Genomic DNA, 23515 nt, shown 5'->3' with positions numbered 1-23515 from the left:
CCGATGGCCACCGAGGGGGTGCGGACGGCGGCCCCGCCCGCGCAGGCCGGGCGGAGTGCCAAGCGGGGTGTGCTCGGGCGGCTGTCCTGGGGGCTGGCCGACCAGGCGGTCAACAGCATGATCAACTTCGTGGTGGGCGCCTACGTCGCCCGGGAACTGGGCGTGCACGCCTTCGGCGTGTTCAGCCTGGCCTGGCTCACCTACGGCGTGGTGCTCAACGTCTCCCGCGGGGTGGCCACCGACCCGCTGATGGTGCGGTTCAGCGGGGTACCGGAGGCCGTCTGGCGGGCCGCCGCGGGCCGGGCCTCGGGGGCCGCGCTCGCCGTCGGCGGCACCCTCGGGACGGCCTGCCTGCTGGTCGGGCTCGGCATCGGCGGCGAGGTCGGGCCCGCCTTCGCCTCGCTCGGCCTCGCCCTGCCGTTCCTGCTGCTGCAGGACTCCCGGCGGTTCGCCTTCTTCGCCGCCGGCACCGGCCAGAAGGCCTTCGCCAACGACCTGGTGCAGGGCGTCGCGCTGATCCCGGCCATGGTGGTGGCGGCCCGGGTCGGCACCGTGGCCGCCTTCGTCCTGGCCTGGGGCGCGGCGGCCGCGGCCGCCGCCGGGTACGGCTTCCTCCAGTCCGGCATCCGGCCCCGGGTCACCCAGGCCCGCGGCTGGCTGCGCGAGCAGCGCGACCTCGGCTCCCGCTACCTGGTCGAGAACGTCAGCCTGAGCGGCGCCGGCCAGCTGCGGGCGTACGGGCTCGGCGCCATCGTCGGGGTCGCCGCGGTGGGCGCCGTCCGAGGCGCCGAACTGCTGCAGGGGCCGTTCCTGGCCCTGCTGATGGGACTGTCCCTGGTCACCGTCGCGGAGGCGGCCCGGGTGCTGCGGCAGGAACCGCGGCGGCTCGGCCGGTTCTGCCTCCTGCTGGGCGGCGGCCAGGCCGGCGCCGCCCTGCTGTGGGGCGCGACCCTGCTGCTGCTGCCGGACCGGGCCGGCGAGCTGGTGCTCGGCGACGTCTGGCACTCCGCCGCCCCGCTCATCGTGCCCGCCACCCTCGGCGTCGCCGGCGCCGGCCTCGGCAGCGGCGCCGCCGCCGGGCTGCGCGCGCTCGCCGCCGCCCGGCGCAGCCTGCGCTGCCAACTGTTCGCCTCCGCCTGCTACCTGGCCGGCGGGCTCGGCGGGGCGGCCGCGGCCGGCACCGTCGGCTCGGCCTGGGGCGTCGCCACCGCGACCGCCTGCGGCTCGGCCGTGTGGTGGCTGCAACTGCGGGCCGCCCTGCGCGAGCACCACCGCGGCACCTCTTCCGAAGCACGTGAAGGCAACTCCCATGTGAGGACGCAATGACCGCCGTTCCCCGGTTGAGCATCGGGCTGCCCGTCTACAACGGCGAGGAGTACCTCGCCGAGTCCCTCGACGCCCTGCTCGGCCAGACCTACGCGGACTTCGAGCTGGTCATCTCCGACAACGCCTCGACCGACACCACCGAGGAGATCTGCCGCGACTACGCCGCGAAGGACTCCCGGATCCGCTACCTCCGGCTGCCCGTGAACGTCGGCGCGGCGCCCAACCACAACTACGTGTTCACCCAGTGCCGCGGCGAGCTGTTCAAGTGGGCCTCGCACGACGACCTGTACGCCCGGGACCTGCTGCTGCGCTGCGTCGAGGCGCTGGACGAACGGCCCGACGTCATCCTCGCCCACTCCGACCAGGCCGTCATCGACGAGACCGGCAAGGTCAAGGTGCCGTACGAGTACGGGCTGGCCACCGACTCGCCGTCCGCCCCCGTCCGCTTCCGCAGCCTGCTGTTCGAGCCCGGCGGGGACGACTTCTACGGGGTGATGCGGGCCGACGTGCTGCGCCGCGTCAAGCCGCACGACAGCTACCACCACGCCGACCGCACCTTCGTCGCCGAGATCACCCTGCACGGGCCGTTCCACCAGGTGCCCGAGCTGCTCTACTTCCGCCGCGACCACCCCACCCGGGCCGAGCGGGCCAACCCCTCCAAGCGCTCGCGCTGCGTCAACCTGGACCCGCGCCGGGCCGGGCTGCTGCACCCGACGCCGCGGCTGCTCGTCGAGTACGTCTGGGGCTTCGTCGAGGCGATCCAGCGGGCGCCGCTGTCCCCGCAGGACCGCCGCGAGTGCTACCGCGCCCTGCGCTCCTGGCTGACCAGCCGCCGCCGCTCCGGCGCCGGCGAGCGGGTCGAGGACCGCGCACCGGTCGTGCCGCCCGAGCTCGCCGTCTCCGTGGACGACCTGGTGGCCGGGCGCGAAGGGAGGCGGTCGTGACCGCCCGACGCCCGCTGCGCGTCGGGGTGTTCGGCCTGCTCGGCTCCGGCAACCTCGGCAACGACGGGTCGCTGGAGGCCGTGCTCGGCTACCTGCGGACCGAGCACCCGGCGGCGGTCGTGGACGCGCTGTGCGGCGGGCCCGAGGCGGTGCGGGCCCGGTACCGGATCCCGGCGACCCGGCTGCACTGGTACCGCGGCGAGTACCGCACGGCCTCCCGGGCGGGCTCGATCGCGGGCAAGGCGGTGGGCAAACTCGTCGACGTCGTGCGCACCGCCGCCTGGGTGCGCCGGCACGACGTGGTGATCGTGCCCGGCATGGGCGTCCTGGAGGCCACCCTGCCGCTGCGGCCGTGGGGCTTCCCGTACGCGCTGTTCCTGCTCTGCGCCTCCGGGCGGCTGTTCGGCACCAGGGTGGCGCTGGCCGGCGTCGGCGCCGCCCCGATCGCCGACCGGGCGGTCCGGGCCCTGGTGCGCCGGTCGGCCCGGCTGGCCGCGTACCGCTCGTACCGGGACGAGCTGTCCCGCGCGGCGATGCGGGAGATGGGCGTGGACACCACGCGGGACGAGGTCTACCCGGACCTCGCCTTCTCGCTGCCGACGCCGGTCGTCGAGGAGCCCGCGCCCGGGCGGGTCTGCGTGGGCGTCATGGACTTCCACGGCGGCAACGACGACCGGGACCGGGCCGAGGAGATCCACCGGCGCTACGTCGACGGCACCACCCGGTTCGTCCGCGCGCTGGTCGAGGACGGCCGGCCGGTGCGGCTTCTCACCGGCGACGGCGCCGACTTCGCCGTGGTCGGGGCGATCATCGAGGCCGTCGACTCCCCGCTGGTCACCGCCTCCGACGCGTCCTCGCTGGCCGAGCTGATGGCGGAGACCGCCGCCGCCGACGCCGTGGTGGCGACCAGGTACCACAACCTGGTCTGCGCGCTGAAGTCCGGCACCCCGACCCTCGCCCTCAGCTACGCGGCCAAGAGCGACGCCCTGATGGAGCTGATGGGGCTGGGCGAATTCCGCCACCCGGCCCGCGAGGTCGACGCCGACCGACTGATCGAGCAGTTCCGGGAGTTGGAGAAGCGGGCGGCGGAGCTGCGGCAGACCCTGACCGAACGGAACCTGGCCGCCCGCCGACGCCTTGAGCACCAGTTCACCGCCCTGACCACGGCCCTCTTCCCGAAGGAATCCCCTTGAAGGTGACCGAAGTGCCGGCGATCGCCGGCGCGTTCCGCTTCGACCCGACGCCGTACGCCGACGAACGCGGCTTCTTCTGCCGCACCTTCGACGCCGAGGTGCTCCGGTCCGTGGGCATCGACCCGGACGCCTTCGTCCAGCACAGCGTCTCCCGCTCGCTGCGGGGCGTGCTGCGCGGAATGCACCTGCGCTCCGGCGCCGGGGAGGCCAAGATCGTGCGCTGCTCGCACGGCGAGGTCTTCGACGTCGTCGTCGACCTGCGCCCCGACTCGCCGACCTACCGCAACGTGGCCACCTTCGAACTCTCCGGCGAGACCCAGACCAGCGTCTACATCCCGGCGGGCTGCGCCCACGGCTTCCAGGCGCTCACCGACGCCGACGTCTCGTACCGGATCGACCGACCGCACGACCCGGCCGAGGACGTGACGATCGCCCACGACGACCCCGAACTCGCCATCCCCTGGCCGCTGCCGGCCGTGTCGATGTCCAAGCGGGACCGGGAGGCGCCGAGCCTCGCCGAGGCCCTGCGCTCCGAGGAGAACTGATCCCCATGGCCGTTGACGACTTCCGGCTCCCCAAGTCCCGGGCAGCCAACGAGCGGCTGCACGCCCTGATCCCCGGCGGCGCCCACACCTACGCCAAGGGCGACGACCAGTACCCCGAGGGCCTCGCCCCGGTCATCAGCCACGGCCGCGGCGCCCACGTGTGGGACGTCGACGGCAACCGCTACGTCGAGTACGGCTCCGGGCTGCGCTCGGTCAGCCTCGGCCACGCCCACCCGCGCGTGGTCGAGGCGGTGCGCCACGAACTCGACCGGGGCAGCAACTTCGTCCGGCCGTCCGTCCTCGAACTGGAGGCCGCCGAACGCTTCCTGGCCACCGTGCCCACCGCCGAGATGGTGAAGTTCGCCAAGAACGGCTCCGACGTCACCACCGCCGCCGTCCGCCTCGCCCGCGCCGCCACCGGGCGCACCCTGGTGGCCGTCTGCGCGGACCACCCGTTCTTCTCCGTCGACGACTGGTTCATCGGCACCACCCCGATGGACGCGGGCATCCCGGCGGCGATCACCGACCTCACCGTGGCGTTCCCGTACGGGGACCTCTCCGCCACCGAGGAACTGCTCACCCGGCACCGGGACGAGATCGCCTGCCTGATCCTCGAACCCGCCGGGCACACCGAGCCGCCGCCCGGCTACCTGGCCGGGCTGCGCGAACTGGCCGACCGGCACGGCTGCCTGCTGGTCTTCGACGAGATGATCACCGGCCTACGCTGGTCCGAGGCCGGCGCCCAGGGCCTCTACGGCGTCGTCCCCGACCTCTCCACCTTCGGCAAGGCACTGGGCAACGGCTTCGCCGTCTCCGCCCTGGCCGGACGCCGCGACCTGATGGAACTCGGCGGGCTGCGGCACTCCGAGGACCGGGTCTTCCTGCTCTCCACCACCCACGGCGCGGAGACCCACGCACTGGCCGCCGCCATGGCCGTGCAGACCACCTACGTCGAGGAGGGCATCACCGCCCGCCTGCACGCCCTCGGGGAGCAGTTGGCCGCCGGGGTCCGCGAGGCCTCCGCCGGGATGGGCACCGACAAGCACGTGCTGGTCCGGGGCCGGGCCAGCAACCTGGTCTTCGCCACCCTCGACGCCACCGGACAACCCTCCCAGGAGTACCGCACCCTGTTCCTCCGCCAGCTGCTGGCGGGCGGGGTGCTGGCCCCCTCCTTCGTGGTCAGCAGCGCACTGACGGAGGCCGACATCGCCCACACCGTCGACGCGGTGGCCGCCGCCTGCACCGTCTACCGCAAGGCCCTCGACGCCGGCGACCCCACCCCCTGGCTGGGCGGCCGGCCCGTGAAACCTGTGTTCCGGCGCTACGCCTGAACCATCTGTTCCCCACTACCCGATCGACCGCCAACACGGCACGCCAGCCGCCCAGCGCGTCGATCGGGTAGTGCGCGCTCGGCGTCGCCGGACCTGACTGAACCTCGGCGCAACCGGCCACGAGTGGCCGTACGCTGTGCGGATGGAGCGAGCTTCAGTGACTTCGTTTCGTGCGGTGGTCTTCGACTTCTTCGGCGTCCTGACCTCGAACATGGTCGAGGTCATCACGTGGTTCGAGAACCGGGAGCGGATCGCCCCGGGGACGTTCCTGCGTGCCTGGTCCGACCCCCGGGGTCAGGACCTGTTCCGGAGTCTCGAACTCGGCCGGATCAGCCAGGAGGACTGGAACACCGGGTTCGCGGCTCTGATGGGCGTGAAGCCGGACAACCTGCTGGCCAGGTACCTGCACGATGCGTTCCCGGCGTACCAGGTTCTCCAGGTCGCGCGGCAGATCCGTGCAGCGGGCGTGCGGACGGCGGTGCTGTCCAACAGCCTCGGGCGGCAGCCCTACGACCCGTACGCAGGTTTCGACCTGCACCACACCTTCGATGCGGTGGTGCTGTCGACGGAACTCGGTGTCCGCAAACCCGAACCCGAGGCATTCAGGGTCGTGCTGGAGCGCCTAGGCGTCACTGCCGAGGAGAGCCTGTTCGTGGACGACAGCGAGGAGAACCTCGCCGCCGCCCACCGGCTCGGCTTCACCCCTGTGCTGGGGCTTGACGAGGACGTGGTCGTCCGGCGGCTACGCGAACTTCTGAGGCTTCCCGGCCTCTAGGAAATCGCGGACCCCCGCGTGGGCGGTGTGCGGAGCCAGTTTCTCGCGCAGGCCGCGCAGTTGGGATGCGGAACGCGCGGAGTCGACCGCTCCGAGGCAGACCGCCGCGTGCCGACCCGTTGCGACGGCCGCGTCAAGGTCGTGCAGTGCGAGGTGCGCCTCGGCGGCGCGGGCGAGGTAGATGGCGTGGCTGCGGGGGTACTGCTCGTCACCGGGGTACGCCTGCATGCCGGCCTCGAACCGCCGCAACGCCTCCGCAGGGTCCCCCAGTTCCAGCGCGGAGGAGCCGGCGATCATCTCGATCTCGCCGTAGTCCACCCAGTAGAGGAAACCGGGATCGTCCTCATGCCGTCCCTTGTCCAGAGCAGCTCGTGCCAGGTGAAGCTGGTGCTTGGTCTCCTCCTTTGCTCCGCCCTTCGACCACGCACGGGCAGCGCGGGCGGCGAGCATCGCCTCCATCCGCGGGGTGCTACGGCCACGCACCTGGGTCCGAGCCGTGTCCACGAACGACACCGCCCGGCCCGCCAGGCCTGGGGAGGAGTAGCACTGAATCGCGGCGAAGGACAGCGTGTAGGCGCCGGCGATCACATCGCCGCACTGGGCGGAGGCCCGCAAGGAGGCGTCGAAGTAGGACTGGGCGAGGCCGACGCGGCCCTGATCGAAGGCCGCCCAGCCGACCTGGCGGGTCGCCTCGGTGGTGATCGCATACAAGCGCGACAGGTGATCGCCCTTGAAGCGCCCGGACTTGATCGCTGCCACTGCCAGAGCGAGATCGCTGCGCGCGGCCGTGAAGACCTCTCCGCTGCCGAGCTCGTCATCCACACGGCGCAGAAGATTGAGCCGACCCTCCAAACCTGCCATCAGGGACGAACCGTCCACCGACGTGACCCGCGGTTCGAGGAGAGTGCGCCCGATGGCTGTGGCCCAGTTGTTCATTGACGCTGTCAGGGCAACGCCGGCAGCGAGGAACCCTCGGCGATCCACTCGTCTTCCTTCCATCAGGCTCGTGAGAACCGCCAGGGTCGCCCCGGCCTGGTTCCAAGGAACGTCCACAACTGCGGTATCCGCAAGCGCGGCGGTGAAGCCCCCGCCCGTATCGAGGAGCCTGTCGTAGGCGGCAGCCACCGGCTCGGTCACTCGGCGGTTGCCGTTCTCCACGTTACGCAGGTACGCCACGCCGAACCCGCTCGCACGAGCGAACTCGGCCCATTTCATGCCGGAAGCGCGACGGGCTTGCCTCATATCGTCGCGCAGTTGATCGGGCATCAAGGCGCTCCTCGCAGATGGGATCGCTTTTGGATCGCGCCACAGCATTGTCTCCACGACGCTGGCGGTGTGTGATCGGTTCCGTACAGATCGCAGTCGTTGCCGTCTGGTCGCCCGGATCTGGAGCGTCGACCCCGGCGTGCACCAGGCCCGTCCACGCCTGCCTGAGTTCACGTCAGTGCAGGGCAGTGGCAGTGGCGCCCGAGCACCCCACCGAGATGCCGTCCTGAGGTACTTCACCATGCTCAAAACCTGCTCTGCGGCCCGCCTCCCCCGCTCGTTCGCCGTGCGCCTGAACTCCCGCACGGAGTCGACGCCCCTCGCCCGGCACCTCCTCCGGGCCTACCTCGCCGGTCTCCCCGCGGGTGATCGCTACCGCGATGTTGCGGAACTCCTCCTCGGAGAGCTGTTCGCCAACGCCGTCCAGCACTCCGACGCCCCCACCGACCGTCTCATCGAGATCCGTTTCGCCCTCACCGGCGACCGCCTGCGCCTTGAGGTCCACGACGCCGGCAGCGGACGTCCCTCTCTCCGCCATTCCAGTGCCGACGACGAGCGTGGGCGCGGCCTCTTCCTTGTCAACGAACTCGCCGAGCACTGGGGCTGTTGCCCCCGAGCCGGCGGTATCGGGAAGTTCGTCTGGGTCATCGTCGCCCCGGCCCTCGTTCCCGCCATCTGATAGCAACCCGTCGATTCACCCCGCTGGAACTGCTGACTTTCCCGCGCACGGTCCCCGGCCTGACCGGTTGACTCCCGTACCCGACAACTTCCTCCAGACGAGCACGTTGAGCACGACGAAGGTTCAGATGCACACCATCCCCGGAAGGACCCCACAGCTGTGACCAGTTCGCTTCCCGCTCCCTCCAACCGTCTCGAAGTCCTCGAAGTCGACACCCTGCGCTTGGTCGAGACGCCCTCGCCGACGCTCTCACCGGAGCACCGCGCCGCCATGGACCAGCAGTGGACGAAGGCCGTTCACGCGAACCCCGACCTGTTCGACGGCCCGGCGGTGGTGTGCACCGCCACCGGGTACGACGGCGACGCCCTCGTCCTGTCCTGGGCCCCGGTGACATACCGGCGCTTCGTGCTGCGCCGCGTGCCGGGGGCGCCCCGGGTGTCGTCGGTGTTCGTGACCGTCGCGCAGCCGACCGACACGGGCGGTCTGGTCGTGGGCCGGATGTCCGCTTCGACTGCGGCGCCCGGACGCTGGCAGTTGCCCGGCGGGAACGTGGAACCGCCCGCCGGCACCGGTGTCCTGGACGAGGCCGAACTGCGCAGTCAGGCGTGCCGGGAGCTGGCCGAGGAGGTCGGCGTGCACGCGGCGCCGAAGGACCTGACGCTGTGGGCGATCACCCGAGGCGAGAACGGCAACATCGGCGTGCATTTCGAGGCACCGCCGCTGCCGCAACGGACCGTGCGCGAGCGATACGAGGAACTGGTCCAGGCGGAGAAGACCGCCGGCCGCACACCCGAGTTGGACCGGATCACCGTCGTGGACGGTGATCCGGCCACCGAGTTGGAGGGCCCTCGCGCGGACTACCTCGACGCTCTGCTCCACCGCTACACGGGGAGGGCCGATGAGTGACAGCCGTGATGGGACGCTTGGCGCCGGGGAACCCACTCCGTGGGTGGGTAGACGGCCGGTGATGCGCCACCTGATAGTTCGTCAGATTCGTTTGCGCCGGACGGTGTCGAAGGAGCGGTCGACCAGCCAGGCGGTGGCCGGGACCACGGCCAGTGCGGTGCACCAGCCGCCGAGGACATCGGTCGGGTAGTGGGCGCCCAGTGCGATCTGGGCCCAGCCCATGGCCGCACCGGCGAGGAGTGCCGCGCCGAGTACCGGGCCGAGGCCTTCGCGGCCTCGGCCCCGGGTCGCCAGCAGTGCCACCACGAGGGCGAGCGCGGTGGCGAAGGCGGTGTGCCCGCTCGGGTAGGACAGGTTGTCGCCGTGGATGGTGCGTCCCACCAGGTGCTTGAGCAGCGTCGCCGCCCCCACGGCCAGGCCGACCCCGGCGACGGCGAACACCGCCGCGCGGACGCGCCGGGCCGCCAGGCAGGCCACCACGATGCCCGTCATCAGCGCCCCCGAGCCGGCGGGCTCCCCCAGGGCGTCCAGGGTCCGCGCGACCTCGTGCCACGGCGACCCCACGCCGTACAGCGCCGTGCCGATCCGGTCGTCCAGCCGGCCGGGCTCGCTCGCGCCGGCGTAGCGGACGGCGAGCCCGAGGACCACCAGTGCGGCGAGGGCGGCCACCACGCCGAACCAGCCGCGCAGCGGCGCGGACACCGGTCGGCCGCTCGATCGCCCACCGGAAAGCCTGACCGGACCGTTCACAGTGAGCCCCCTCCGCCTGCCGCGCAACTCCCGGCAGCCTAGCCGCGTGCCGCCGCCCCCGGTGCCGGACAGCGCACCGGGGGCGGCGGAGCGGGTGTCCGGGGAGGTCACCCGCGGTGTGACGTCACTGCCAGTTGCGGTAGACCGCGTCGCGGGCCTGGCCCAGGTACTGCTGGTAGGTGCCCAGGTGCCAGGCCGCCCAGGAGGCCCAGCCGCGGCCGGTGCCGTCGTTGTCGATGGCGAAGGCCTTGCGGGCCGACCAGCCCATGTCCTGCCAGTTCTCGGGGGTGACCACCCCGGCGTCGTGGCCGTGGACCTCGGGGTACCAGTGCTCGTTGATCTGCCAGGCGCCGAGGTCCTTGGTGCCCGGGTCGGGGTCGTTGGGCTGGTTGGTGTGGACGGCCAGGCGGTTGCAGCCGGACTCGGCCATGGCGATCGCGACGGCGTAGATCGCGTCGTCGTTGCGGCCCTCGCCGGACTTGTCCTTCGCGAAGCCGGCCCACTGCGCCTCGTGGGCACAGGCGTCGATGCCGCTCTGGTCCCCGGCGGCTTGGGCGGTGAAGCTGGTGGAGGTGAGGGTGAGTGCCAGGGCGACGGCCGAACCGGCCAGCAGAGCGCGGGTCTTGCGGAGCACGCGTGTTCTCCCTTCGGCGACGGCCCGGGATTCGGGCCGCTTCGGGAAGGGACGCTAAATCGCACTGGTAGACAAACTATCAACGCGGGACGCCCCTGCGCGTTCGCCCAGGTCGGCGCCACCGGCCGCGAAGTCCTCACCGTAGCGGGCCCGTTCCCTGCCTGACGAACCGGGTCCGCCTCGCCGACCGGGCGGGGGCCGGGTCGGCGGGGCGGACGTCTGCGGAGAGGACGGTCCCGCGGTCAGGGGGTGGCGGTGAGGGCCGGCCACAGGGTGTCGGCGGTGACCTCCCGGCCCAACCGGGCGGCCCAGACGGTCTCGTCGCCGTCCTCGTCGCGCCAGGACCAGAGCCGGGTGGTGGCGAGGTGGAGCGGGTGCAGCCGGGTGATGCCGATGGCTCCGTGCAACTGGTGGGCGATCCGGGCGATTTCGGCCACCGAGGCGGAGGCCTGGGTCTTGGCGGCGACGACGGCGAACCGGGCGGCCGGGCCACCGGCGTCCAGCGGCTCGGCGGCGGCCCGGACGGCGGCGCCGACCAGGGCGGTCTCCTCGATCAGCCGCGCCTCCTCCTGCTTGACGGCCTGGAAGTGGCTGAGCGAACGGCCGAACTGGGTGCGGGCGGTGGTGTGGGCGACGGTCAGCTCCACGCAGCGCTCGGCGGCGCCGGCGATCAGGGCCGCCCGGGCCAGCGCCGCGCGCAGCCCGGCCTCCTCCAGCAGCTCCCGGGGGATCCGGCGGACCCGAGTGGCGGGGATCTCCAGCCCGGCCAGGTACAGGTCGTCGCGCGGCTCCCCCGCGAGGTTGGCGCCGGGCGCGAAGGCGGCCTCCGTCGGGGCGAGGGTGAACAGCACGGGCCCGAAGGGCGCGGTGGCGAGCACGACCACGGCCTCGGCGGTACGGGCCCAGGGCACCCGGCGCAGGGTGCCGGCGACCAGCAGGGTGTCGTCCTCGCCCAGACTGCCCGCCGAGCCGACGGCCGAGGCGGCCGGGTGGGCGTACCGCACGGTCAGCTCGGGGGCGACGGCGTAACTGAGCGGGCCGTCCGGGACGGGCAGTCCGACGCGGCCCAGCAGCGGGCGGGCGACCAGCGCGGTCTCGGCGAACGGTCCGGGCACCGCCCGGCGCCCCACCTCCCGTACGGCGGTGAGGAGTTCGGCGGTGGTGGCGTCGGGACCGGGGAGGGCGACGGCGTCCGGAGCGGTGGCGTTGGCGACGACGGCGATGGCGTCCGGGTCGGCGAAGAAGGCCTCGGTGTCGTACGCGTCGGCCGGGATCACGGGGGTGTCCGTGACGATGGTGTGGGCGTCGGTGCGGTGGGTGGTGTTCATCGGTTCTGCTCCAGACCGCGCGTGATGATGCCGCGCAGGATCTCGTTGGTGCCGCCGCGCAGGGTGTACCCCGGGCTGTGCAGCAGGGCGAAGGCGAGGAGTTCGGCGTGGCTGCCGGGGGTGGCCTCCGGGTCGGCCGGGGTCGGCAGGATGCCGCGGACGGTGTCGACCAGGGTGCCCTCCAGCCGGGTGCCGAGGTCCTTGACCAGGGCCGCCTGGGTGTCGGGGGCGGCTCCGGCGTCCAGGGCCGCCGCCACGCCGAGGGACAGCCGGCGGATGCCGTGCAGCCGGGCCGTCAACAGGCCGACCCGGGTGAGCTGTTCGGTGGTCACGGCGCGCCGGTCGAGTTCCCGGAGGAGGGAGACCAGCAGCGGGAAGGTGGAGAGGTAGCGCTCGGGGCCGCTGCGTTCGAAGGCCAGCTCGCCGGTGACCTGCCGCCAGCCGTCGCCCTGCCGGCCGAGCAGCCGGTCGTCCGGGACCTCGACGCCCGCCAGGTGGAAGGCGTTGAAGCGGTGTTCGCCGCTCATCAGGTGGATCGGCTCGATCCGCACCCCGGGGGCGCGCAGGTCGACGATGAACTGGCTGAGTCCGGCGTGCCGGTCCTCGGCCTCGTCGGTGCGGGCCAGCACGATGGCGTAGTCGTTGGCGTGGGCGCCGCCGGTCCACATCTTGGTGCCGGTCAACGTCCAACCGCCGTCGATGCGTTCGGCCCGGGTGCGAACCGAGGCGAGGTCGGAGCCACTGCTCTTCTCGCTCATCCCGATCGAGAAGAAGCACTCCCCGGCGGCGATCCGGGGCAGGAAGAAGCGGCGCTGCTCCTCGGTGCCGTGCTGGAGGATCGACGGGCCGGCCTGCCGGTCGGAGACCCAGTGCGCGCTGACCGGGGCGCCGGCGGCGAGCAGTTCCTCGATCACCACGTAGCGCTCCAGGAAGCCCCGGCCGGCACCGCCGTACTCCGCGGGCAGGGCCATGCCGACCCAACCGCGTTCGGCCAGGCGGTGGCTGAAGTCCGGGTCCCAGCCGGCCAGCCAGGAATCGGGGCGGCCGAGCACGGTGCCGCGGGCGCGTTCCTCGTCGAGGAAGGCTCGGACCTCGGCGCGGAGCCGGCGGGCCGATGCGGGCAGCGCGGCTTCGGGGACGGCGGTCGGTGAAAGCGTGGCGGTGGACATGGTTCATTCGCTCCAGGATTCGGTGAATTACTGGACTGCGGCGGGCTTCCGAGAAAGCCGGTACGGAAATTCGGTACGGAAGAGGCGAGTACGGAAGAGGCGGGGACGGAATGGGCCATATGAAAAGGCGGTGCCGCTCGCCGGTCAGCCGACCGGGCGGAGCAGCGCGGGGTCGAAGCCGACCTCGCGCAGCACCTCGTCGGTGTGCTGGCCGATCGTCGGGCAGGGCCGCAGCGGCGGTTCGGGGTCGGCCGAGTAGCGCACCGGGCGGCCGATCACCCGGTAGCGGCCCTCGCTCGGGTGGTCGGCCTCGCGCAGCAGGCCGCCCTCGCGGGCGTAGGCGGTGGTGGCGGCGGCCGCCAGGTCGAGCACCGGGGCCGCGGCGATGCCGGTCCGGTCGCAGAACTCCTGCCACCGGGCGCTGGTGTGCAGCGGGGTCAGTTCGGCCATCACCCGGTAGAGCTCGTCGGCGTGCCGGGCCCGGTCGGGGCCGCTGGTGAAGCGGGGGTCGTCGGCCAGTTCGGGGCGGTCGACGAAGGCGGTGAAGTCCCGCCAGTTGCGGTCGCTCTGCGGCAGGATGCACATCCAGCCGTCCGCGGTGCGCTGGGCGCGGCGCTCGGGGCTGAGCGAGCGGGTCGAGCCGAAGGCGCCGTCCGGCTCCAGGGCGGCCGCGCCCAGGTGTTCGACCAGGTTGAAGGCGAGCATGGTGTCGACCATCGGGACCTCGATGTGCTGGCCGGTGCCGCCGTGCTCCCGGTAGTGCAGGGCGGCCAGTACCGACTGGGCGATCTGCATCCCGCAGATCTTGTCGGCGAGCACGGTGGGCACGTAGTGCGGGCGGCCAGAGACCTGGTGGTTGAGCCAGACCAGTCCGCTGGCGGCCTGGACGATGTCGTCGTAGGCGGCCCGGGTGCCGTAGGCGCTGTCGCTGCGGTAGCCCTGGGCGCTGGCGTAGATCAGTCCGGGGTTGACGGCGGCGACCGAGTCGTGGTCCAGCCGCAGCCGTTCCAGCGCCTGGGGGCGCAGGTTGGTGATGAAGACGTCGGCGGTGCGCAGCAGGGCGAGCAGGGCGTCGCGGCCGTGCGGGGCCTTGAGGTCGATGGCGACGCTGCGTTTGTTGCGGTTGAGGTTGAGCGTGGCGCCGCCCATGCCGGGGTGGCGGCGCGGCGGGTAGTGGCGGGTCATGTCGCCGGTCGGCGGTTCGACCTTGATCACGTCGGCGCCGAGGTCGCCGAGTTGCTGGGCGGCGTAGGGGCCCATGATCACGCTGGCCAGTTCGACGACGCGGACTCCGGCGAGGAGCCCGTGCCCGGACGGGGTGTTCGGCTGACCGGTCATCTGCCGGTACCTCCTGAAAGTCGCGGTGCGGGTCGGGGCCGGTGTCGCGGCCCTCGTTCCGCCATCCAGAAAACCCCGGTGGAATCGGCTCCGTCCAATATGAATCGGGCGCCGGAACGATAGGGCGGAGGATATGTCGGCCCTCCGAATCGCCGTATATGACAGGGGATATCGGTGCTGAGGGCAATCGGTATTGGACGGTGTCGCCCGACATCGGTTGTGCTGGTCGAGGCCGTCCCGATCGGGCCGACCGCCGCGCACCGCGCGGCTCACCACGTCCTCCGAGGAGAACCGGACATGGACATCGAGCAGACCGGCACCGGGTACGACGCCCTGGCGGGCCTGTACCGCGAGTTGGGGATCACGGCGGCGGAGACCGGCGGCTCCGTGACGATCTCCGGGGCCGACCCGGTGACGCCCTCGGTGCACCGGATCGGCGAGGCCGCGGCCGCCGCGCTGGCGGCGCTGGGCACCGAGGTCGCGGCCGTCCACCGGGAGCGCGGCGGTGCGGCGCAGGACGTCACGGTCTCGGTCGAGGCGGCGGTGAGCCAGCTGATGGCGGTCTTCTTCACCCGGATGCGGGGCGTTCCGGTCGGGCGGTTGATGGACGACCCCAACCTCCTGGGCCACAACGACTTCTACCGCGCCGCCGACGGCCGCTTCGTCTACCTGCTCTTCTCCTACCCGCAGTTGCGGGACATCGCCTGCCGGGTGCTGGACTGCCCGCCGGACCGCGAGCGGATCGCCGCCGCCGTCGCCCGGTGGAACGCGCTGCAGCTGGAGGAGGCGATCTGCGGGCGCGGCGGCACCGCCATCGCGGTGCGCACCCAGGAGGAGTGGCGACGGCACCCGCAGGGCCGGCTGCTGGCGGACGGGCCGCTGATCCGGATCGAGCGGATCGGTGACAGCGCGCCGGAGCCGTTCCCGGCGGCCGGGCCCGACCTGCCGCTCGCCGGGGTGCGGGTGCTGGACAACACCCATGTGATCGCGGGCCCGATCGCCGCGCGGATCACCGCCGAACTGGGCGCCGACGTCCTGCACGTGTCCGCCCCCGGGCATCCGGACCCGGTCGGGATGATCGTCGAGACCGGCATCGGCAAGCGGGCCGCCTTCTGCGACCTGATCGACCCGGAGCAGGCCGCCGCCTTCCGGTCCGTGCTGTCCCGCGCCGACCTCTACGTCTGCAACTACCTGAACCTGGAGGCCAAGGGCTTCGGCCCGGCCGAGCTGGTCGAACAGCGGCCCGGTCTGGTCGTGCTGGACTTCCTGGGCTGGGGTGCCGAGGGTCCGTGGGCCGGGCGCGGTGGCTTCGACCAACTGGCCTCCGCCGCCACCGGTTTCGCCGCCGAGGAGGGCTCCTTCGACGCGCCCCGGCTGCCCCCGACCTATCTGCTGAACGACTACCTCGCCGCCGTGCTCGGCACCGCCGGGGCGTTGGAGGCGCTGCGCCGCCGGGCCCGGGAGGGCGGCAGCTACCGGGTCCACGTCGATCTGGCGAGGGTCTGCATGTGGGTCCAGGACCTCGGCCTGCTCCCCCGCGCCGAGGTGGTCGAGCTACCGGCCCCCGACCCGGCCCTCGCGGCGGTCGAACTGGCCACCGTGCACGGGCCGTTCGGCGAGGTGTGCTATCTGCCGACCCAGGTCGGCTACTCCTCGCTGCTGCCCCGGCTGACCCGCACCGCGGAGCCGCTGGGCGCCTCCCCGTTCGCCTGGTGACCGTCCTGCGGGGCGCCGGCCCCAGGGCTCTCGAACTCGGGACCCTCCAACTCGGGACCCTCCAACTCGGGACCCTCCAACTCGGGACCCTCCAACTCGGGGCCCTCGAACTCGGCGCGGTGCCGCCGCAGCAGCTCCAGCAGGGTGGCGACGGCCGGGTCGGCGTCCGGTCGGCTCAGCGCCGCGACCGTGGTGACCAGCCGCTCCCCGCCCTCGACCGGGACGAAGCGCACCAGGGCGTGGCCCGGCGCCGCGACCCGCTCGGGCACGAAGGCGACGCAGACGCCGGCCGCGGTGTGGCCCAGCATGCTCGTCAGGTCCTCCGCCCGGGCCCGGATCCGCGGCTCGAAGCCGGCCTCCCGGCAGGCCGCCCCGATCAGTTCGCGGATCCGGGGCACGGCGGCCTCGTCGGCGGTCGCGAACTCCTCGTCGCGGAGCCGGGCGAGCGGCACCGAGGCGGCACCGGCGAGCGGGTGGCCGACCGGGACGGCCAGCACGGTGCGCTCCTCGGCCACCTCCCGCACCTCCAACTCCGTACGGTCGGAGACCGGCAGCCGCACCAGCGCCAGGTCCACCGCCCCCTGCCGGACCTGCTCGGCGAGTTCGGCGGAGCCACGCTGACGGACCACCAGGTCGAGGCCGGGCGCCTCCCGGGCGGCCAGCGCGAGCAGTTGGGGCAGGTGCCAGTAGCCGAGGCTGCTCACGTAGCCGAGCCGGACCGTCCCCTCCGCACCCCGGGCGATCCGGCGCACCCGGGCCACGGCCGACTCCTGCGCCTCCAGCAGCCGCTTGGCGTCCGCCGCGAACGCCGCCCCGGCCGCCGTCAACCGCACTCCCCTGCTGGTGCGTTCCAGCAGCAGCACGCCGAGGCCGCGCTCCAGCCGCTGGATCGCCTGGCTGAGCGGGGGCTGGCTCATCGACAGCCGTTGGGCCGCGTGGCCGAAGTGCCGCTCCTCGGCGAGCACCACGAACTGTTCGAGCAGGCGCGGGGTGAGCTCCATGTCGATCACCCTAGGACGCTCGGCGAGTCATGATCAAGAGAGCTGGTCCGCGTCAGGAGAGCCGGTCCGTGGGCGGCCCGGCTCTCACGCCGGGTCGGTGTACACCGCCAGCGCGGCGTCCCGGACGTCCGGCAGCGGATGGCGGCGGAGCGTGTCCAGCACCTCCCGCCAGGCGGCGGGCCATTCGAGCTCGGCCCCGGCCGTGATGAGCGCGACGGCGAACAGGCCCGGGGCGAGTCCGTCCTCGGCGGCCAGCCGGCGGGCGGCGGTCAGGGTGTGTTCGGGGGCCTCCCGTCGTCCGTTGCCCTTCTGGCGCAGGGTCTCGGCGGTGGCCACCGCCAGCACCGGCCGCTCGGCCAGCAGGGCGGTCAGCTCCGTGAGGCGTTCACCGAACTCGGGGGCGTCCGGGTCGAGGGCCGCGACCAGTCGGCGGGTGGCCTCGGGCAGCAGCGCCGGTTCGGTCAACAGGAGCGTGCCGACCGCCCGTTGGGTGCTCCGGACGGATTCCGAGGAGGCGTTCCGGCTCCACATCCAGCGGGTGAGCACGTCGATCCGCCGTCGGGCCGGCTGGTCCCGGCCGGGCAGCGCCGGATCCCCGGCCCGCACGGCCTCGATCAGCGCGGTCAGGGCGTCCGCCAGGACGCTGCCGGGCGCGCAACCGCCGAGCGGGTGCGGGGCGTCGGTCAGCGCCACTCCGGTCAACACCTGGGCTGCGCCCTCCCCGCGTTCCCGCTCGGCGAGGTCGGTCGCCAGGGGGACGAGTGCCCGGACGGCCTCCGGCGCGTACCGGCCCCAGGCGATCAGCTGTCCTCGGGCGGATACGGCGGTGAGGTGGTCGTCGGCGACCGCCAGCCGGGCCATCAGCTCGCCGAGCGCGGGGCGTTGCCCGGCCGGGACCTGGTGCACGCGCAGGTGCGGCAGGAGCCCGGCCGCCAGCCCCGACGGGTCCTCGGCGGCATCGGTGAGCACGTCCCACAGCGGCAGGTCGGCGATCCGCCCGCCGATCACCGTCAGCACGGCGGCACGGACGTCCGGGTGCTGCTCGGGCGCGGTGTACGCCGCCCGCAGCAGCTCGGCGGCCTCGGCGAGCGGCAGGTGCTCGGCGGCCAGCCGGACGGCCTGCTTGCGGCTGGTCACCTTCGCGCCCGGCGCGCCCTTCACCTCGGGCGTCCCCGACGTCCCCGACGTCCCCGGAGTCCCCGGAGTCCCCGGCACCCCCGGCGCCCCCGTGTCGAGGGCGATCCGGCGCAGCCGCGGCCCGAGTTCGCCGCTCGGCGCGTACCGGGCGGCCCGGCCGGCCGCGTAGAGGGCGACCCGGGCCCGGTCGTCGCCGGCGTGCGCGAGCAGGACGGGCAGGGCCTCGGCGGGGTGCTCGGTCCAGGGCAGGGCGCCGAGCGCGGCCTCGGCGAGAACGGTCCCGGCGCCGCCGACGCGCTCGGCGGGCTGGGCGGGCTCGGCGGGCTGGGCGGGCTGGGCCGCGGCCTCGACGGGCTCGCCCGGCTCGGCGGCGTCGACGTACCGGCGCAGCAGGGCCGCACCGTGGCCGGGGATCCGGGCGGCGGCGTGCAGGGCGGCGACGCGCTCGCGCCACGGCCGGTCGGGGTCGCCGGCCGTCCGGGCGAGCCGCTCGGCGGCGGCCCGCTGCTGGGCGGGGTGCCAGCGGTCGGCCCTGACGAGGTCGGCAACGGTCAGGGCGGTGCCGAGCAGCGGGTCGAGCAGCGGGTCGAGCAGGTCGGTCCGGACCCCGGTCAGGACGGCCCGTACCGGGGCCAGCGCGATGGCCGAGGGCTTGAGCGCGAGCACCTGGACCACCCGCTCGGGCGCGGTGGCCGGATCGCCCAGCAGCAGGGCGACGGCCCGTCCGACGGCGGCCTCGCCGCCCGTGTGCAGCACCCGTTCCAGCAGCTCGGCGAGCGCGGGGGCCCGTCGGGCCCGGTCGCCGAGCGCCCCGGCCACGGCGAGCAGCAGGGCGGCGTCCGGGGAGTGTGAAGAGCGTTCCAGCGCGGCCCGCAGCTCCCCGACCACCGCGTCCTCCCGCCCCCGCGGCACGACCAGGTCCACTCCGCCGGTGTGTTCGACCGTACGGACGGCCCAGCCGAGCAGTTCGCGGGCCGGCCCGCCCGCGTGCTCGCCGAGGACGGCCCCGGCGAGCCGGACCAGCGCGGCGCGGCTGGCCGGCGAGCAGTCCCGGGCCGTCAGGGCGTCCTCGGTGAGCCGCTCCAGCGCCCCGGCGGCCGTGTCGTCGAACAGCCCCGGCGGCACCTCCGCGACGGCGCGCAGCGCATCCATCCGGACCAGGTCCTGCTCGTTGCGCAGCCGGCCGAGCAGGTCGAGCGCCCCGGACAGGGCGCCCGGCTCCCCGGACAGTACCGCCTGCGACACCAGCCGCGACCAGGCCCAGCCCCGGTCCCAGACGTCGGCCGCCCGGGTCTCGGCCAGCAGCCTCGGCCGGGCCTCGGCGACCGGCAGCAGGACCAGCCAGTCGACCTCCTCGCCGTCCTCCGCCAGCCGGGCCCGCGCCCGCAGCTGCCGCTCCGGCAGCGGCAGCGCGGCGAGCACGTCGGTGCCGTCCCAGGCCCGGTCCGAGCCGGGCAGCGCCGCCACCTCGTCGTAGAAGGCGGCGCGCCGGGCCGGGGGCAGCGTCCGCAGCAGGAGCAGGTGGTCGGGTCGGTGGCGGCGCGCCAGCTCGGCGAGGCTCGGCGGCAGCGGCCGCGCCGCGACCAGCCGCCGGGCCAGGTCGGCCCGCAGCGGCGGGTCGTGGCGGTGCCGCTCGATCGCGAGCAGCAGCCGGACGGTCCGCGCGGCGGCGGCCGCGGAGACGGCGGCGAGGTCGGCGAGCCGGTCGCACAGCGGGGCGGGCAGGGCGTGCACGGGGTGGCGTTCCAGCAGCTCCAGCAGCCGGGCCGGTTCGCGGATGGCGGCTGCCGCCAGGCCGCGGGCCTGACGCTCCCAGTAGCCCTGCCGCAACCCGTAGGGCAGGTCGGCGAGTTGGCGTTCGGCCTGGTCCAGTACGGCCGCCGGGTGGCGGTGGCCCAGCGAGGCGGAGAAGGTGATCGCCTGCGCCAGCCCGGGCAGTTCGGCGGCGACCACCTCGGCCGAGCAGACCGGCAGCAGCCGGGCCGCCTCGGCCGCACCCCACCGCTCGCGGACGGCGGGCACCAGCCGCTCGGCCACCGCCGCCCGCCCGCCCCGCAGGACGGCGCGGGCCAGCTCGTCCCGGACCGCCTTCGAGGCGGTGAGCAGCACGGCCTCGATCTCCGCGTCCGGATCGGGCAGCTGCCCGATCGCCCGGTGCGCGTAGCGCCGCACCACCGGGTCGGGATCGTCGATCCGCTCCAGCAGGTACCGCCCCTGCCGCCCGGCGAAGGCGGCCAGCACGCCGAGCCGACGTTCGTACGGGCCACGGGCGTCCAACTCCGCGAGCAGCGTACGGAGTTCGGCAGGGGCGAGGGCGGCGGCGGTCCGGGCCACCTCGCGCAGGCGGAGCGAATGGGGCAGCGGTTCGACGGCGGCGAGCAGCCGGTCGGCAGTCAACTGAGGCATCGCCGCCGATTCTGCCCGCCATAAGCACCTCGGGCACCCGATTTTCCCGGCCCCGCCCACGCCGCTCGCCAGGCAGGTCAGTCCCGCCGACCCCGGACGATGCGCGCACCGAGGTCCAACCGGAGGGTGAGCGCTCCCGCGCAGCCGCCGATCAGGGCAGCGAGCCAGGTGCCGAGTCCCAGGGCCCGGCAGACCGAGGAGGTGACGACCAGTGCGACCAGGATCGCCAGGACGTCCACGACGCCGGCCCACCGGCCGCCGGCCCTCGGTGCACCGGTCAGGCCCAGAAGGTCCGACACCCTTACGCGCTCACGGTCGTTCATGACAACTGGTGTCCTCGGGTTCTGGGTCGGACCCGCACGGCGGGGCGTGACCCGTGGTCGGCAACACCAGAAGGTTAAAGGGTTCGCAAAGTGCAGGCAAACCAATCGCAACGTCCCGTCGACGGCCGTGTCCGGTCAGGGGACCATCCAGCCGAGGACCGGGGTGGACTGGAGCCAGGCGAGGAGGCAGAGCACCGTGAGGACGGCCAGGCTCCAGCCGATGATCCTGCGCAGCACCTCCCCCTCCCGGCCGTAGGTCCCCACCGCGCTCGCGGCGATCACCAGGTTCTGCATGGCGACGGCCTTGCCCTGGACGCCGCCGGTACTGGTGGTCGCGGCGGCCAGCAGCGGGGACAGTCCGATGTGCTGGGCCGCCGAGACCTGCATCGCCCCGAACAGCGCGTTGGAGGAGGTGTCGGAGCCGGTGAGGGCCACGCCGAACCAGCCGGTGAAGCCGGAGAACAGGGCGAAGGCGCCGCCGAGTCCCGCCAGCCAGGCGCCGATCGAGAAGGCCATCCCGGAGAGGTTCATCAGGTAGGAGAGGGCGAGGACGCAGGCGATGGTCAACGCCGCCCAGCGGATCTGGTGCAGCGCGTCCAGGTAGCAGCGCAGGGCCCGCCGGGGTGGCACGCGGAGGGCGAGGGCGGTCAGCACGCCGGTGGCCAGGAGCAGCGTCCCGGCCGCGCCGAGCCAGCCGAAGTCGAAGGTGGTGACCGCCACGGGCCGGCCGGTGGCGCTGACCACGTGGAGGCCGGGCCAGGGGAAGGAGACGTCCCGGCCCTTCACAAAGCGGGCGATCGGGCCGCCGTAGGACACCAGGGCGAACAGCGCGGTGATGACCGCGTACGGGAGGAAGGCCAGCAGCACCTCCCGCCGCGGGGCGCGCTCCGCACCGGAAGCACCCGTGCCGCTCCCACCCGTACCGCGCCCGACCCCGCCACGCCCACCCCTGCCACGCCCTCGCGCCCGCACCCGGAGCAGCAGGACCACCGCAGCGAGCGAGGTCAACGACGCCGCCAGGTCGGTGAGTTGGTAGGTGAGGTAGTTCGAGCAGAGGAACTGGCCGACGGCGAAGCCGAGTCCGGCGACCAGGGCCACCGGCCACGCCTCCCGCAGCCCGCGACGCCCGTCGAGGAGGAGCAGCAGGACGAACGGCACCAGCGCCGCGATGACGGCGGACTGGCGGCCGACCATGGCGCCGAGGTCGGCCCCCGGCAGGGAGGTGACCTTAGCCAGGGTCTGGATCGGATTGCCCACCGAACCGAAGGCCGCCGGGGCCGTGTTGGCGAAGGCGGCGACGGCGGCGGCCTTCAGCGGGTCCAGGCCCAGGCCGAGCAGGATCAGCGAGGTGACCGCGATGGGGGTGCCGAAGCCCGAGAGGGATTCGATCATCGCCCCGAAGCAGAAGGCGATCAGGACGGCCTGGACCCGGACGTCGTCGGACAGCGCGGAGAAGGTCCGTCCGATCAGGTCGAAGTGCCCGGAGGCGCGTTGCAGGCGGTTGATCCACACCGCGCCGAGGATGATCCAGACGATCGGGAAGAGCCCGAAGGCGGCCCCCTCCAGTGCGCCGTCGGCGGCCTGGCCGAGCGGCATGCCGTAGCCGGCGGTGGCGATCAGGAAGGCGGTGGCGAGCCCGGCGAGGGCGGCCCAGTGCGACTTCAGGCGCAGCACGCCGAGCAGGGCCAGCAGGACGAGCAGGGGGGTCGAGGCGAGCAGGGCGGCGAGCGCGGGGTGCCCGAGCGGGTCGGAGACTTGGCGGTACACGGGTGGGTCTCGCTCTCTCCAGTCGGCGATGACTGCGAAGGCAAGAACGCACGATCCATCCGGGCGCGGACGATCGGCGCACGCATGTTTTCGCATCATGGAATCAGAGTTCCATCAGCCGCCAAGCATGGGAGGCGTCGACACCTCCGTCAAGAGGTCGGGGGCACCCCCGGAAGCGAGAGCAATACTTCTGATGCTTCGTCACATTCCTTGCAGGAGTGATGAATCGGCCTTCAACCCCGTGCCCCCAGCACCGTGCCGAGCCGCTTCGCCGCCGCGCTGACCAGCACCCCGTGCGCCGCCCGCGAGGCGTCGGTGGCCCGGCTGGCGGGCACGTTGACGCTGAGGCTGGCGACCGGCACACCGAGCCGCCCGATGACCGCGGCGGCGACGGCCGAGACGTCGGAGCGCCACTCGCCGCCGTTGGTGGCGTAGCCGCGGCGCCGGACCTCCGCCAACTCCTCCAGCAGCGACCGGGGTTCGGTGATCGTGGTGTCGGTGTACCGGGCCAGCCCGTCGGCCAGGTAGCGCTCCAGGACCTCGGGCGGGCTCGCGGCGAGCACCGCCTTGCCGTTGGCCGAGGCGTGGGCGGGCAGGTCCTGCCCGAGCGGGAGGACGATCCGCACCGGCTGGCTGGTCTCCAGCCGCTCCACCAGGATCACCCGGCCGCCCTCCGGCACGGCCAGGTGGATCGTCTCGCCGGTCTCCCGGCGCAGTTCCTCCATCACCGGCACGGCGGCGTCCCGCAGGCCCAGTTCACCGGTGGCCTGCCGGCCGATCTGCAGCGCCTTGGCGGTGACCTGCCACCGGGTGGGCGTCCCGTCCGCCGGGCCCAACCACCCCGCGGCGTGCAGGGTCTGCAACGCCCGCTGCACGGAGCTCTTCGGAAGTTCCATGACCCGCGCCAGTTCCGCGACCCCGATCGGCTGCCGCGCGGCGACCTCCTCCAGCACCCGCAGCGCATTCAGCACGCTCTGCATC

At 73.7% G+C, this 23515-nt stretch carries 20 protein-coding genes; 9 read left to right on the top strand and 11 right to left on the bottom strand.

All coding sequences use genetic code 11. The features are described 5' to 3' along the window. Nucleotides 1-3: 3 nt before the first annotated feature. The 6 genes from ACIP4P_RS01655 (at nt 4) to ACIP4P_RS01630 (ending at nt 6114) form a co-directional block, all read left to right on the top strand. A complete protein-coding gene (locus ACIP4P_RS01655; protein WP_400913625.1) occupies nt 4-1326 on the top strand; it encodes a hypothetical protein in 1323 nt (440 codons plus the stop codon). Beyond that, nucleotides 1323-2270: a glycosyltransferase family 2 protein gene (locus ACIP4P_RS01650; RefSeq protein ID WP_350516473.1), complete on the top strand. Its 948-nt coding sequence runs from the start codon at nt 1323-1325 to the stop codon at nt 2268-2270. The genes ACIP4P_RS01655 and ACIP4P_RS01650 overlap by 4 nt, the downstream gene beginning before the upstream one ends. Next, on the top strand, nt 2267-3463 hold the full coding sequence (locus tag ACIP4P_RS01645) for a polysaccharide pyruvyl transferase family protein (protein WP_400913623.1): 1197 nt from the start codon (nt 2267-2269) through the stop codon (nt 3461-3463). The genes ACIP4P_RS01650 and ACIP4P_RS01645 overlap by 4 nt, the downstream gene beginning before the upstream one ends. After that, the gene (locus tag ACIP4P_RS01640; protein ID WP_400913621.1) at nt 3460-4008 is read left to right on the top strand and encodes a dTDP-4-dehydrorhamnose 3,5-epimerase family protein; all 549 of its coding nucleotides are present in this window, start codon (nt 3460-3462) and stop codon (nt 4006-4008) included. The genes ACIP4P_RS01645 and ACIP4P_RS01640 overlap by 4 nt, the downstream gene beginning before the upstream one ends. Before the next feature lie 5 nt (nt 4009-4013). Next, nucleotides 4014-5339: a glutamate-1-semialdehyde 2,1-aminomutase gene (locus ACIP4P_RS01635; protein ID WP_400913620.1), complete on the top strand. Its 1326-nt coding sequence runs from the start codon at nt 4014-4016 to the stop codon at nt 5337-5339. Between the two features lie 157 nt (nt 5340-5496). Next, entirely contained in the window at nt 5497-6114 is a 618-nt protein-coding gene (locus ACIP4P_RS01630) for an HAD family hydrolase (RefSeq protein WP_400913618.1), read from the top strand. Here ACIP4P_RS01630 and ACIP4P_RS01625 read toward each other — a convergent pair. Then, a complete protein-coding gene (locus ACIP4P_RS01625; protein WP_400913617.1) occupies nt 6082-7380 on the bottom strand; it encodes a helix-turn-helix domain-containing protein in 1299 nt (432 codons plus the stop codon). The two genes, ACIP4P_RS01630 and ACIP4P_RS01625, sit on opposite strands and share 33 nt — an antisense overlap. Nucleotides 7381-7621: 241 nt before the next feature. On the opposite strand from ACIP4P_RS01625, the gene ACIP4P_RS01620 reads away from it, so the two are divergent. Continuing rightward, nucleotides 7622-8059, top strand: a complete 438-nt coding sequence (locus tag ACIP4P_RS01620; protein WP_400913616.1) for an ATP-binding protein — start codon at nt 7622-7624, stop codon at nt 8057-8059. 159 nt (nt 8060-8218) lie between these two features. After that, nucleotides 8219-8965, top strand: coding sequence for an NUDIX hydrolase (locus ACIP4P_RS01615; protein WP_400913614.1), 747 nt, complete (start codon nt 8219-8221; stop codon nt 8963-8965). Between the two features lie 81 nt (nt 8966-9046). On the opposite strand, the gene ACIP4P_RS01610 is transcribed toward ACIP4P_RS01615, so the two are convergent. The 5 genes from ACIP4P_RS01610 to ACIP4P_RS01590 form a co-directional block, all read right to left on the bottom strand. After that, on the bottom strand, nt 9047-9667 hold the full coding sequence (locus ACIP4P_RS01610; RefSeq protein ID WP_400913612.1) for a phosphatase PAP2 family protein: 621 nt from the start codon (nt 9665-9667) through the stop codon (nt 9047-9049). 172 nt (nt 9668-9839) lie between these two features. After that, nucleotides 9840-10349 carry a hypothetical protein gene (locus tag ACIP4P_RS01605; protein WP_400913609.1) on the bottom strand — a complete coding sequence of 170 codons (510 nt, stop codon included), beginning with the start codon at nt 10347-10349 and terminating at the stop codon, nt 9840-9842. A gap of 242 nt (nt 10350-10591) precedes the next feature. Next, nucleotides 10592-11677 (bottom strand): acyl-CoA dehydrogenase family protein, encoded by a 1086-nt coding sequence (locus ACIP4P_RS01600; RefSeq protein ID WP_400913607.1) that lies wholly within the window; start codon nt 11675-11677, stop codon nt 10592-10594. After that, the gene (locus tag ACIP4P_RS01595) at nt 11674-12846 is read right to left on the bottom strand and encodes an acyl-CoA dehydrogenase family protein (protein WP_400913604.1); all 1173 of its coding nucleotides are present in this window, start codon (nt 12844-12846) and stop codon (nt 11674-11676) included. Before ACIP4P_RS01595 ends, ACIP4P_RS01600 begins: the two co-directional genes overlap by 4 nt. A 144-nt stretch (nt 12847-12990) precedes the next feature. Beyond that, a complete protein-coding gene (locus ACIP4P_RS01590) occupies nt 12991-14184 on the bottom strand; it encodes a CaiB/BaiF CoA transferase family protein (protein WP_400913602.1) in 1194 nt (397 codons plus the stop codon). A gap of 297 nt (nt 14185-14481) precedes the next feature. Here ACIP4P_RS01590 and ACIP4P_RS01585 point away from each other — a divergent pair, with 297 nt between their 5' ends. Then, a complete protein-coding gene (locus tag ACIP4P_RS01585; RefSeq protein WP_400913600.1) occupies nt 14482-15900 on the top strand; it encodes a CoA transferase in 1419 nt (472 codons plus the stop codon). Here the strand turns inward: ACIP4P_RS01585 and ACIP4P_RS01580 are convergent. From ACIP4P_RS01580 to ACIP4P_RS01560, 5 genes are all read right to left on the bottom strand, one after another. Further along, nucleotides 15831-16901, bottom strand: coding sequence for a LysR family transcriptional regulator (locus ACIP4P_RS01580; protein WP_400913599.1), 1071 nt, complete (start codon nt 16899-16901; stop codon nt 15831-15833). The two genes, ACIP4P_RS01585 and ACIP4P_RS01580, sit on opposite strands and share 70 nt — an antisense overlap. Before the next feature lie 84 nt (nt 16902-16985). Continuing rightward, nucleotides 16986-20444 carry a hypothetical protein gene (locus tag ACIP4P_RS01575; RefSeq protein WP_400913597.1) on the bottom strand — a complete coding sequence of 1153 codons (3459 nt, stop codon included), beginning with the start codon at nt 20442-20444 and terminating at the stop codon, nt 16986-16988. A gap of 77 nt (nt 20445-20521) precedes the next feature. Next, nucleotides 20522-20767 carry a hypothetical protein gene (locus ACIP4P_RS01570; protein WP_400913595.1) on the bottom strand — a complete coding sequence of 82 codons (246 nt, stop codon included), beginning with the start codon at nt 20765-20767 and terminating at the stop codon, nt 20522-20524. 135 nt (nt 20768-20902) lie between these two features. Beyond that, complete coding sequence (locus ACIP4P_RS01565; RefSeq protein WP_400913593.1) at nt 20903-22534, bottom strand: L-lactate permease; 1632 nt, start codon at nt 22532-22534, stop codon at nt 20903-20905. A gap of 233 nt (nt 22535-22767) precedes the next feature. Further along, nucleotides 22768-23514, bottom strand: coding sequence for an IclR family transcriptional regulator (locus ACIP4P_RS01560; protein WP_400913592.1), 747 nt, complete (start codon nt 23512-23514; stop codon nt 22768-22770). Between the last annotated feature and the right edge of the window lies 1 nt (nt 23515).

Source organism: Kitasatospora sp. NPDC089509 (assembly GCF_044749365.1).
Taxonomy (GTDB): domain Bacteria; phylum Actinomycetota; class Actinomycetes; order Streptomycetales; family Streptomycetaceae; genus Kitasatospora.
This window is presented reverse-complemented; position numbering and strand designations above follow the sequence as displayed.

Excerpts from the sequence above, each read along its gene's own strand:
- ACIP4P_RS01625 (WP_400913617.1), bottom strand. The coding sequence starts at position 7,380 with ATGCCCGATCAACTGCGCGACGATATGAGGCAAGCCCGTCGCGCTTCC.
- ACIP4P_RS01590 (WP_400913602.1), bottom strand. The coding sequence starts at position 14,184 with ATGACCGGTCAGCCGAACACCCCGTCCGGGCACGGGCTCCTCGCCGGA.
- ACIP4P_RS01580 (WP_400913599.1), bottom strand. The coding sequence starts at position 16,901 with ATGGAGCTCACCCCGCGCCTGCTCGAACAGTTCGTGGTGCTCGCCGAG.
- ACIP4P_RS01635 (WP_400913620.1), top strand. The coding sequence starts at position 4,014 with ATGGCCGTTGACGACTTCCGGCTCCCCAAGTCCCGGGCAGCCAACGAG.
- ACIP4P_RS01560 (WP_400913592.1), bottom strand. The coding sequence starts at position 23,514 with ATGCAGAGCGTGCTGAATGCGCTGCGGGTGCTGGAGGAGGTCGCCGCG.
- ACIP4P_RS01620 (WP_400913616.1), top strand. The coding sequence starts at position 7,622 with ATGCTCAAAACCTGCTCTGCGGCCCGCCTCCCCCGCTCGTTCGCCGTG.
- ACIP4P_RS01595 (WP_400913604.1), bottom strand. The coding sequence starts at position 12,846 with ATGTCCACCGCCACGCTTTCACCGACCGCCGTCCCCGAAGCCGCGCTG.
- ACIP4P_RS01585 (WP_400913600.1), top strand. The coding sequence starts at position 14,482 with ATGGACATCGAGCAGACCGGCACCGGGTACGACGCCCTGGCGGGCCTG.
- ACIP4P_RS01655 (WP_400913625.1), top strand. The coding sequence starts at position 4 with ATGGCCACCGAGGGGGTGCGGACGGCGGCCCCGCCCGCGCAGGCCGGG.
- ACIP4P_RS01600 (WP_400913607.1), bottom strand. The coding sequence starts at position 11,677 with ATGAACACCACCCACCGCACCGACGCCCACACCATCGTCACGGACACC.
- ACIP4P_RS01570 (WP_400913595.1), bottom strand. The coding sequence starts at position 20,767 with ATGAACGACCGTGAGCGCGTAAGGGTGTCGGACCTTCTGGGCCTGACC.
- ACIP4P_RS01575 (WP_400913597.1), bottom strand. The coding sequence starts at position 20,444 with ATGCCTCAGTTGACTGCCGACCGGCTGCTCGCCGCCGTCGAACCGCTG.
- ACIP4P_RS01650 (WP_350516473.1), top strand. The coding sequence starts at position 1,323 with ATGACCGCCGTTCCCCGGTTGAGCATCGGGCTGCCCGTCTACAACGGC.